Source organism: Dapis purpurea BLCC-M126 (genome assembly GCF_050015975.1).
Taxonomy (GTDB): domain Bacteria; phylum Cyanobacteriota; class Cyanobacteriia; order Cyanobacteriales; family Microcoleaceae; genus Trichodesmium.
In genome coordinates this window covers 1-11317 of record NZ_JBNHER010000242.1, presented here as the reverse complement: position 1 = coordinate 11317, position 11317 = coordinate 1, and the positions used below count along the sequence as shown (strand labels likewise).

Genomic DNA, 11317 nt, shown 5'->3' with positions numbered 1-11317 from the left:
GGTTTTAACCAGAGGTAATTATCAATTATCCATTATCAATTATCAATTAATGAATACCTTGACAAAAATCAAAACTAGAAAATGTTTCCATATAAGTAGTTTAGTAGGTATTTTATTTAGTCTGGCAGTAAACCCCTTCCTGTGGTTTCCTCCAAAAGTACAAGCACAAACAGACATTTATTGTCGGTTATCACCAGAAGCGATCGCCGAAAAAGAAAACCTCCGGCAAGCAGTTTTAGGAGGAGATAAAGATGCAGAAAAACAATATCAAGATATTCATATTCAACATAGCAGAGCAGTTGGTAATTGTCGCCTGAGAAATTGGCCGAGAAATCAAGGTATTTGGTTACGAATATATCCTTGTGATGCTAGACCAGGAGAAATTGATAGAATACTAGACAAAATTGTCAATCAAGGCTATAACCAAGTATATATAGAAGCATTCTATGACGGGCAAGTGCTTCTCCCCGCAGCAAATAACCCCACAGTTTGGCCGTCTGTACTCCGTGTACCTGGTTATGAAAATGTCGATTTATTGGCTGATAGTCTGAGAAAGGCAAAAGAAAGAGGTTTGCGTGCTTATGGTTGGGTATTTACTATGAACTTCGGGTACACCTATTCCCAACTCCCCAACCGTCAACAAGCTTTAGCGCGTAATGGTAGAGGTCAAACAACTCTCGAAGTAATTCCAGATAATGTTAGTTTACACAACCAGTTAGGTGCGAGTCATGCTTTCCATACTTTTGTAGATCCTTACAGTCCGGAAGCACGTCAAGATTATAGCGTTATGGTGAATGAGGTGTTAAAACGCCAACCTCAAGGAGTTTTATTTGACTATGTTCGTTATTTGCGGGGAGTGGGGAGTGACTCTGTAGCGGATGGTGTAAAAGATTTATGGATATATGGTGAAGCTTCTCGGAATGTACTATTACAACGCGCTAAAAATGAAGCAGGAAAGGAATTAATTAGAAGATTTTTAGACAAGGGGTATGTTACTTCTGGAGATATTTATGCTGTTTCTTCCAGGGGAACTCCGAAGTGGCAAAATTTCTTTTCACTCTCTCCTAATGGCGACAAACTACCGAAAGGAGGTTCAGGAAGACAAGTTTGGGAATTGAGTGTTGCTCATGCTGCTCAAGGAATATTAGATTTTCTCCAACTGGCAACTCAACCAGTAAAGCAAAAAGGTTTGTCTACTGGTGCTGTCTTTTTCCCTGGTGGGAATAGAAGAGTACGAAATAATGGTTTTGACTCTCGCCTCCAACCTTGGGATCAATTTCCGACTTCGATGGAATGGCATCCGATGTCTTATGGAGCTTGTGGCGATCGCGACCCTAGTTGTATTGTTTCTAAAGTGGAGAGAGTTGTGAGTATGGCATCTGATGGAGTAAAAATTATTCCGGCGATCGCTGGTGTTTGGGGGGAACCTTTTAAAAATCGCCCTTCTTTGGAAATACAAATGCAAGCTATTAGGAGAGCGACTCCTCAGATAAATGGTATTAGTCATTTTTCTTATGGTTGGCAAAATATTGAAGAAACCAGGGAAAGGAAGTCATGTAGGTTGTAAATTGGATATTATGATTTGACTGAAAAGCCGTAACGCACCGTAGGATCAGTATTCAGTAGGGTGCGTTTCGGCTAAGAGCCGACATGAAAAGGCGCTTACCACAAACTAGCGTTGGACTGTAAAACATTACATTGCGCCGTAACGCACCGTAGCAGTAGTGGACAGTTTCATCCGGCTTTGTTGCTATTGCAACAGGACTTACACAACAGCACTAATTATAGTAAAAATACCCAGAAGAATACTGAATTATACACCATATATAGCGACACTACGTAATATGATGTGCCCCCTCCGGGGGAGCTACGCTAACGGATAATTACTTATAATAAAGTATATGGTTTGTAGTAGGGCTTCAGCCCTATCTACAGTTCGGGCTAAAGCCCTACTACGAACTTTAATTATAATAACTATTTAACCGTTAGCGTAGCTCCCCCGAAGGGGGCACATAATATAAGTCCTGAGCAAATTTTTAAGAGATAACTTCCTCTAATTAGTAGATTGACAATTATGCAATGGTGCGTTACGACGGATTGTTAAATACCTATCATAGTCTAAATTTAAGCCGTCTAACACACCCTACAAATTTTGCTGAAAAGTAGTCATTGCGAGCGACAGCGTTTGCGGAGCAGTCCGTCAGGATAGCAATCTCAGGGGTGCTACGAGATTGTTTCCTTCGGCTCCGTTCCAGTCGCAATGACTTACAATAACTAATTATCGGAATTTTATATTATATTATGACTGCCCAATTTCAAACTGAAAAGATGACTCCAGAAGAATATCTAGCATGGGAAGAACAGCAACCCATGAAATATGAATATCTCAATGGCAAAGTCTACGGGATGACAAGAGAAACTCTTGCTCACAATGACATTGCTCTCAACTTAGCCTCTGCCCTGAAAAGTCACCTGCAAGGAAAAAGCTGTAAAGTCCAAACCGCAGATACCAAAGTCGGCGTTTCTACCAACGGTGCTTTTTTCTATCCCGATGTAGTTGTGAGTTGCGACCCACCAGACCAAGAATCTAGAAATATTATCTATTATCCCTGTTTAATTGTAGAAGTTTTATCATCAAGTACAGAAGCTTTTGATCGAGGTAAAAAATTTGAACATTATCGTCAGATAAAAAGTCTCCAAGAATATGTTCTGATTGACTCAGAAAAGATATCTATTGAATACTATCAACTTAATGAAAAAAATAAATGGGAACTTACTACTTATTCTCTTGAGGAAATAGCTGATAGTCAACAGGAATTTTCGGTTAAATTAGAAAGCATTAATTTTGAATTTACTACTTCTTTATTGTACGAAAATGTAGTTTTTCCGGAAAAAATAAATCTTGAAAAAGACAGAAGAGAAAATCCGAAACAACAAGATTTTTCTTCTGCTGAAGACATTCAATCTCCTAACCAAGAAACTCCTGAAAAACAAACCAGATTAATCAGACGTTTTGCAGATTGGTGGGAAACAACTCCTGTTGAGAAATTTATAGAAGATATAGACTATTTTTTAGCAAATTTCGCAGTTTTAAATGTTGTTGGTTTGCTTGCTAATGTTGCTCTTATCCTTAGTTTAGTGGGCTGGTTCACGGGGCGTGAAGAACGACAAGAAGAAAAACATTTTTCTACCTGGAGTATTATTAATGATGGTCAAGGTGATAAATCTGGGGTTGTGAAAAAAGCAGTAGAACGATTACATAAAGATGGATTTTCTTTAGAGGGTCTAGAACTTAATGAAACTAATCTCATTGCAACTGACCTCAGTGGAGCTAATCTCTTAAGGGCTAACCTTAGTGGAGCTGAACTCATTCTAGCTAACCTCAGTGGAGCTGAACTCCGTTTTGCCGACCTTAGTAATACTGAACTCATGGAAATTAACCTCAGTGGAGCTGACCTCAGGCTAGCTAACCTTAGTGGAGTTAGCCTCACTCTAGCTAACCTCAGTGGAGCTGACCTCAGTGGAGCTTACCTCCGTGAAGCTAACTTCAGTGACGCTGACCTCAGTAGAACTAACCTCCGTGGAGCTCACCTTTTTAATGCAATAAGACTCAGTAATGCACAAATAAAATTAGCCTGCAATTGGAAAGAAGCAATTTATGTAAAAAGTACAATAGTTCAAGACAAAGTTGTTCCTGAAGATAAGCAAGCTAACCAAGAGAGAATCAAGGAAATTGAACAAGATAAAGATTCCGATCCGGAAATTCCTCCTAATTGTTCTTAATGGGAGAAAGACCTATAAAACTTTCTGGAAAACTAATCATTAATTCTTATGACTGAACAAACTCAAAGGATGACTCCAGAAGAATATCTAGCATGGGAACAACAGCAACCCATAAAATATGAATACATCAATGGGGAAATCTACGGGATGACTAGAGAAACTTTTTCTCATAATAATATTGTCATCAACTTAGTTTCTGCTCTGAAAAGTCACCTGGAAGGAAAAAACTGTAAAGTCGAAATGGCTGATACTAAAGTCGGCATTTCCACCAATAGTCATTTTTTCTATCCCGATGTAGTTCTCAGTTGCGACCCACGAGATCGAGAATCTAGAAATATTATCTATTATCCCTGTTTAATTGTAGAAGTTTTATCACCAAGTACGAAAACATTAGACCGGGGTAAAAAACTCCAACGTTATCGTCAGATAAAAAGTCTCAAAGAATATATTCTTATTGATTCAGAAAATATATGTATTGAATGCTATAAACGAAATGAAAAAAATCAATGGAAATCTACTACTTATACTCAGAAATTTTCGGTTCAATTAGAAAGCATTAATTTTGAATTTACTACTTCTTTATTGTACAAAAATAAAGAAAATAAAAAAAAAACAGATTAATCAGACGTTTTTCAGATTGGTGGAAAACAACTCCTATTGAGAAATTTATAGAAGATATAGACTATTTTTTAGCAAATTTCGCAGTTTTAAATGTTGTTGGTTTGCTTGTCAATATTACTCTTATCCTTGGTTTAGTGAGCTGGTTAAGGGGGCGTGAAGAAGGAAGAGAAGAAAAACTTTTTGCTGCCTGGAGTATTATTAATGATGGTCAAGGCGATCAATCTGGGGTTGTGAAAACTGCAGTAGAACGATTACATAAAGATGGATTTTCTTTATTGGATCTACAACTTAATGAAACTGACCTCAGTGGAGCTAACCTCAGTGAAGCTAATCTCTTGAGGGCTAACCTTAGTGGAGCTTACCTCAGTGCAAACCTCAGTGGAGCTTACCTTGAAGAGGCTAACCTCAGTAAAGCTAACCTTCTTGCGGCTAACCTCAGTGGAGCTAACCTTCTTGCGGCTAACCTCAGTGGAGCTAACCTTCTTGCGGCTAACCTCAGTGGAGCTATCTTCATGCAGGCTAACCTCAGTGGAACTAACTTCCGTGGAGCTTACCTTTTTAATGCAATAAAACTCAGTAATGCACAAATAAAATTAGCCTGCTATTGGAAAGAAGCAATTTATGTAAACGCTACAAGAGTTGAAGATGAATCTGGTGGCATCTATTGGATTCCTGAAGATAAGCAAGCAAACCAAGAGAGAATCAAGGAGATTGAACAAGATAAAGATTCCGATCCGGAAATTCCTCCTGATTGTTCTAAATAGGAGTAATACCAATTACCAAAAGTAATGCTATACTTGTGTAACACTTCAGTTATTAAGTAATTAGCACAAGCAAAATAATTTTTCCCGTAATTATTAGCCAGTTAATGTTAATTATTATTATGTTTACTTCTCCCTACACCTGTCACACTTCCCACACTTCCCCACCCAATTAAATATAGCAAGATTTTTGAGAAATGGTATAAGACTAACAAAACTTTCTGGAAAACTAAAAAGCAGTAGTGACTATATTTTTATTGACTCAGAAAAGATATGTACTGAATGCTATCAAATTAATGAAAAAAATCAATGGAAACTTACTATTTATTCTCTTGAGGAAATAACTGATAGTCAACAGGAATTTTCCGTTAAATTAGAAAGCATTAATTTTAAATGTACTACTTCTTTATTGTACGAAAATGTGGTTTTCCGGAATAAATAAAGACCTCTCCCCCAACCCCTCTCCTGCAAGGAGAGGGGAGAAATGCTCCCCCTTACCTTGCAGGGAAGGGGGTTGGGGGGTTAGGTTTTTAGTCTAGTCGTAAAGATAATGATAATGAGAAAGAAGAGAAAACAAACATCAAAGAACAAAAAATTAGAGGAAAGAATAGAAAATCTCAGAGAACAAGGTTTTTATTTTCCTCCAAACATTCAATCCCCTAACAAAAAAACTTCTGAAAAACAAACCAGATTAATCAGACGTATTGCAGATTGGTGGGAAACAACTTTTATTGAGAAATTTTTAGAAGATATACATTATCTGTTAAAAAATTCAGCAACTTTAGAAATTATTGGTTTGCTTGCAAATGTTACTATTATTGTTAGTTTAGTAACCTGGTTAACGGGTTTAGAAGAACAAAAAGAAAATAAACTTTTTTCTACCTGGACTATTATTAATGATGCTGAAGACGATCAATCTGGGGTTGTGAAAATAGCAGTAGAACGATTATATAAAGATGGATTTCCTTTGTCTGGTCTAAAGCTTAATAAAACTAACCTTAGTAAAGCTAACCTAAATGTAGCTAAACTCAGTGGAGCTTACCTCAGTAGAGCTAACCTCAGTATGGCTAACCTCATTAAAGCTGACCTCAGTTTCGCTGACCTCATTGGAGCTAACCTCAGTAGAGCTAAACTCCGTGGAGCGAACCTAAATGGAGCTAACCTCATTGAAGCTAACCTCATTGAAGCTAACCTCAGTGGAGCTAACCTCATTGAAGCTAACTTCAGTCTAGCTAAAGTCCGTGGAGCTAACCTAAGTGGAGCTAACCTCAGTATGGCTGACCTCAGTGGAGCTGACCTCAGTGGAGTTGACCTCCGTGGAGCTAACCTCAGTGGAGTTGACCTCATTGAAGCTAATCTCAGTGTAGCTAACCTCAGTGGAGCTAACCTCATTGAAGCTAACCTCAGTAATGCACAAATAAAATTAGCCTGCAATTGGAAAGAAGCAATTTATGTAAACAGTACAAAAGTTGAAGGCAAATTGATTAAAGACAAGCAAGCCAACCAAGATAGAATAGAGGAAATTGAACAAGATAAAGATTCCGATCCTAAAAATCCTCCTGATTGTTCTATATGGAAAAAAGACTAACAAAACCTGATTAAAAGCTTAAAAATCATGCACATATCTAAATATCTTATTCTATTCTTAATCTCATTAGTTTCAGCTTGCACTTTTGAAACAGCAAAAATTTCACCAGAAACAGAAACTTCTGACAAAAATTCTACATCTACAGTTACTCCAGATAATAATTCCCAGTTGGTAGAAAATCTAGTAGAGAATTACCTCCAAAAAACTCAAGTAAAAACAACAGTAAATCTAACTTTACCCCAAGCACAAAAAATTCAAAATCAGTTTGTAGGAGAAATTAGTAAAAGTCTCGGTCCGGTAGTTGGTTATAAAGCAGGATTAACTAATCAAAAATCTCAAGAAAGTTTCAATGTTTCTCAGCCTTTGCGGGGTGTTTTTCTAGAAAAAATGTTATTGGAAAATGGTAGTGTTATTTCTGCTAAACTTGGCAGTCGCCCTATTGGAGAAGGTGACTTAATTATGAGGGTAGGAAGTGCAGAAATTAATAATGCTAAAACTCCTAGAGAAACCTTGAAATATTTAGATGCAGTTATCCCATTTATTGAATTGGGAGATTTAGTTTATAGTCAAGAGATAAAGATAGATGCGCCCGCTCTTTTAGCAATTAATGTTGGGGCAAGAACAGGAATTTTAGGTGAACCTATTCTTGTAGCTGATACTGATGAATGGGAAAATCGTTTGCAGAATTTACGGATAGAAATGTTAGACGAAAATGGCAAAGTATTAGCATCAGGAAATGGTAGTGATTTATTAGGTAATCCCTTGAATGTTGTATTGTGGATTAAAGATTCTTTGCAAGCAGAAGGAAAAGAATTGAAAGAAGGAGATTTACTTTCTTTAGGGAGTATGACTAGCTTTCTTCCAGTCAAATCAAATTCTACCATTCGTGCCCAATATATAGATTTAGAACCGAATAAAACTGTGGAAATATTTGTAAAATTTGAGTAATTAATGTGGGCTAAAAACCTAACCCCCCGACCCCCTTCCCTGCAAGGGAAGGGGGGGGATTTATCCCCTTTCCTCGCAGGAGAGGGGTTGGGGGAGAGGTCTTCAAAGTGATATGATTTCTAGAATAACTTTAGATAGATAAAAAATGAAAATACAAAAATTAGAATTTGGCGATCGCACACAATCTTGGTATCTTAAACCAATTGAATTTTTAGCTAATTTAAACCTATTGGTTGGTGTTTCTGGTGCAGGAAAAACTAAAATTATTAACTCAATTTTATATCTCAAAGAAATTGCTAGTGGCAAGTCATTTAATGGAATGTATTGGGATATCACTTTTCTGACCAAAGATAATATATCATATCGTTGGCAAGGAGAATTTGAAGCTGTGGAAGTAACACAGACAATCATAAATGATGCTGAGAAACAACCCGGGTTTAAAATTATTTCTGAAAATCTCTCTAAAAATGAGCAACTTTTAATTAAAAGAGACTCAGAAAAAATTATATTTAAAGGTAGTCAGATTCCGAAATTATCACCATTTCAAAGTATTGTAGAATTACTTAACCAAGAAGAAGATATTAGTCCTGTCAAAGAAGAGTTTAATAAAATTATCACAAATTCAGACAAATCTTTTGAAAATCTTTTGAAAATACCTACTCATATATTAGAAAAATACCAAAATTGCTCTCTCAACGATCTTAAAGAAAGCAATATTTCTATTTTTATGAAATTCTCTTTAGCTTATCAATATCTACCAGAAATTTTTCACAAAATAAAAGATACATTCATAGAAATATTTCAGACATTAGAAGATATTAAAATAGGGCATATATTCACTAATTATGGATTGCCTGAACCACCGATTGAATCTTTAATAGGAGGTACTATTGTCTACATAAAAGAAAGAGGAGTTGATAATTGGATTCAACCATATACTATTTCTTCAGGAATGTTGAAAACATTAATGTACATTAGCGAATTATATTTATCTCCAGAAGGCAGTGTGATACTAATTGATGAATTTGAAAATAGTTTGGGAGTGAATTGTATTGATAGTGTCACAGATTTAATCTTAGAAAATCCTAGACTACAATTTATTATTACCAGTCACCATCCATACATCATCAATAATATCGGAAATAAATATTGGAAAATTGTCACTCGCCAAGGCAATGTAGTCACAGTTAAAGAACCTGAAGAATTAGGAATTTCCCAATCTCGACATCAAGGTTTTATCGACCTAATTAATATCCTTGAAGAATCTCCCGAAGAGGTAGAAGCAGAATGAATATTTATTTCCTTTTAGAAGGCAAAACAGAGAAAAAAATTTATGGAGCTTGGCTGCAATATCTTCTACCCGAACTAACAAAAGTACAACATTATCATCAAGTTAAGCACAATGATTACTGTTTAGTTAGCGCTTATGGTTATCCTTCAATTCTTGGCGAATATCTTCTCAATGCAGTTGAAAAAATCCAAGAAATAGACAAATATAATTACCTGGTAATTTGTCTTGATGCTGATGAAGAAACAGTGGCAAGTAAAAAACAAGAAATTGAAAATGTTATTGTCGAAAAAGACCTACGCTTAAAGTTAGGAGAAGTCGAGCTTGTTTCCATTATTCAAAACCGATGTATCGAAACTTGGCTATTAGGAAATAGAAAAATGTTCGACTCTAGAAAACCTCTGGAAAAACCTCTCTCAGATTATGCACAATATTATGATGTATCCGTCAAAGACCCAGAATTAATGGGTAATTATAGTCAAGATTATAATCATGCACAATTTCACTTTTCATATCTCAAAGAAATATTTAAAGCTAAGAAAATTAATTATTCTAAAAAAAATCCAGGAGAGGCTAAAAATGAATCCTATTTAGATGAATTAAAAAAGAGAGTTGCATTAGAAGCAGAACATTTAAAAAGCTTTAAATATTTTATAGATTTTTGCCAGATGATTAAAAAAGAATTATCTGTCAAGTAGGGATGTTCCATAACAAAAATGCGAATGTCCCTACTTGATCTACTGTAAATTCATAACTAATTACTGATAACTGATAACTGATAACTGATAACTGAAAAAAGTGCTACTTTAAAATATGTTTATCTTAATTTTGTTAATTATAGAAGTTGTTATTACTGGCGCAGACATTCTCGCGCCTCTCAAATTTAGTCAGAGCAATAATGTAGGGGCGAATGGCCATTCGCCCCTACCGATTACTGACTACTGACTTCTGACTGTAGCTATATTTAGTAGTAAACCTAATGCAATTTTCCCCACTTAACCCTTGGATAATTAATATTTCTCTAGTTCTCGGTTCTGTACTTTTTGCCGAACTAATACGAGACCTTTATCATGTAGTTTCTCATATTTGGACGCCCCTCTATAAATGGCATGGTTGGCATCATCGTGTTTTCCGCCGTGACTTGAGTATTGTCAGTACAGAAATTTATCAAAAAGCTACTTGGTATCACGATGTGCCAGAATCTATGGTAATGTTAAGCTTTGGTATGCTATTTTGGGCTTTGTTTTTTGTCTGGATGCCTTCCTATCAATGGGCAACTCTCGCAGGAGTTCTTTATACCCTATCTTTCTTCTTTCCAGCGATCGCCCGCGCCACAGGTATTCCCAACGCTGACCAACTTACAGATATCAATCATCTTCCCGGTGCATTTTTAACGCCTCCCGCAAATTTGCTTGTCAACCGTCCCTACCATTGGCGCCACCACTTCGATAATCAAAATGCCTATTTCTGCGGAACCCTCACCTTAGTAGATAAACTTATGGGTACAGCACTTTCCCTCAAAGGTAAAACAATAGCTGTCACAGGTGCTTCTGGCAGTTTAGGCCAAAGTCTCCTGAAACACCTTAATCAAGCAGGGGCAAAAGTTATTGCTCTAACATCCAAAGACCAGACCATTACCTTAGATATAGATGGTAAAAACTTAGAACTAGATACCATAAATTGGCAAATAGGTCAAGAGGATAAACTAGCAGAATTATTTGAAAAAGTAGATATTTTAGTCTTAAACCACGGCATTAACGTACATGGAGAAAAGACAGCAGAAGCGATCGCTAAATCCTACGAAATAAACACATTTTCTAGCTGGCGAATGTTAGAAATATTCCTCAAAACAGTCAAAACAAATTCCGATATTGCCTGTAAAGAAATCTGGGTAAATACCTCAGAAGCAGAAGTTAATCCAGCATTTAGTCCTCTTTACGAACTCACAAAAAGAACACTTGGAGATTTAGTTACATTGCGCAGATTAGATGCTCCTTGTGTAATTAGAAAATTAATATTAGGTCCGTTTAAAAGTAATTTGAATCCAGTAGGAATTATGTCTGCTGACTGGGTAGGAAAACAGATAGTTAAATTAGCAAAAGCAGATGTTAGAACAATTATCGTCACAATTAACCCTTTAACTTTTGTAGCAATTCCTATCAAAGAACTTTTCGTTTCTACCTACTTTAAATTATTTACTTCAAAATAAATAAGGTAGGGGTTTTGTCTCCAAACCTCTACGATCAAATCTTATATCATCTCCGGTTGAATAGTTATAATTAAAGCTTGTAGTTGGGCTTTAGCCCGAACTGTAGATAGGGCTAAAGC

At 36.2% G+C, this 11317-nt stretch carries 9 protein-coding genes; all 9 read left to right on the top strand.

Going from position 1 to position 11317, the window contains the following annotated elements:
* The first annotated feature begins 49 nt into the window (after positions 1-49).
* The 9 genes from ACP6PL_RS21860 (at position 50) to ACP6PL_RS21820 (ending at position 11198) form a co-directional block, all read left to right on the top strand.
* Positions 50-1567, top strand: a complete 1518-nt coding sequence (locus tag ACP6PL_RS21860; RefSeq protein WP_426547387.1) for a glycoside hydrolase family protein — start codon at positions 50-52, stop codon at positions 1565-1567.
* Between the two features lie 734 nt (positions 1568-2301).
* The gene (locus ACP6PL_RS21855; protein WP_426547386.1) at positions 2302-3783 is read left to right on the top strand and encodes a Uma2 family endonuclease; all 1482 of its coding nucleotides are present in this window, start codon (positions 2302-2304) and stop codon (positions 3781-3783) included.
* A 48-nt stretch (positions 3784-3831) separates the two neighbouring features.
* A complete protein-coding gene (locus tag ACP6PL_RS21850; protein ID WP_426547385.1) occupies positions 3832-4404 on the top strand; it encodes a Uma2 family endonuclease in 573 nt (190 codons plus the stop codon).
* Positions 4405-4505: 101 nt separating this feature from the next.
* Entirely contained in the window at positions 4506-5168 is a 663-nt protein-coding gene (locus ACP6PL_RS21845) for a pentapeptide repeat-containing protein (RefSeq protein WP_426547384.1), read from the top strand.
* A 547-nt stretch (positions 5169-5715) separates the two neighbouring features.
* Positions 5716-6753 (top strand): pentapeptide repeat-containing protein, encoded by a 1038-nt coding sequence (locus ACP6PL_RS21840; protein ID WP_426547383.1) that lies wholly within the window; start codon positions 5716-5718, stop codon positions 6751-6753.
* A 27-nt stretch (positions 6754-6780) separates the two neighbouring features.
* The gene (locus tag ACP6PL_RS21835; RefSeq protein ID WP_426547382.1) at positions 6781-7701 is read left to right on the top strand and encodes a 2-keto-4-pentenoate hydratase; all 921 of its coding nucleotides are present in this window, start codon (positions 6781-6783) and stop codon (positions 7699-7701) included.
* Positions 7702-7846: 145 nt separating this feature from the next.
* A complete protein-coding gene (locus tag ACP6PL_RS21830; protein ID WP_426547381.1) occupies positions 7847-8992 on the top strand; it encodes an AAA family ATPase in 1146 nt (381 codons plus the stop codon).
* Positions 8989-9687 carry a hypothetical protein gene (locus ACP6PL_RS21825; RefSeq protein WP_426547380.1) on the top strand — a complete coding sequence of 233 codons (699 nt, stop codon included), beginning with the start codon at positions 8989-8991 and terminating at the stop codon, positions 9685-9687. Before ACP6PL_RS21830 ends, ACP6PL_RS21825 begins: the two co-directional genes overlap by 4 nt.
* A gap of 281 nt (positions 9688-9968) precedes the next feature.
* On the top strand, positions 9969-11198 hold the full coding sequence (locus ACP6PL_RS21820) for a bifunctional sterol desaturase/short chain dehydrogenase (protein ID WP_426547379.1): 1230 nt from the start codon (positions 9969-9971) through the stop codon (positions 11196-11198).
* Positions 11199-11317: the final 119 nt, after the last annotated feature.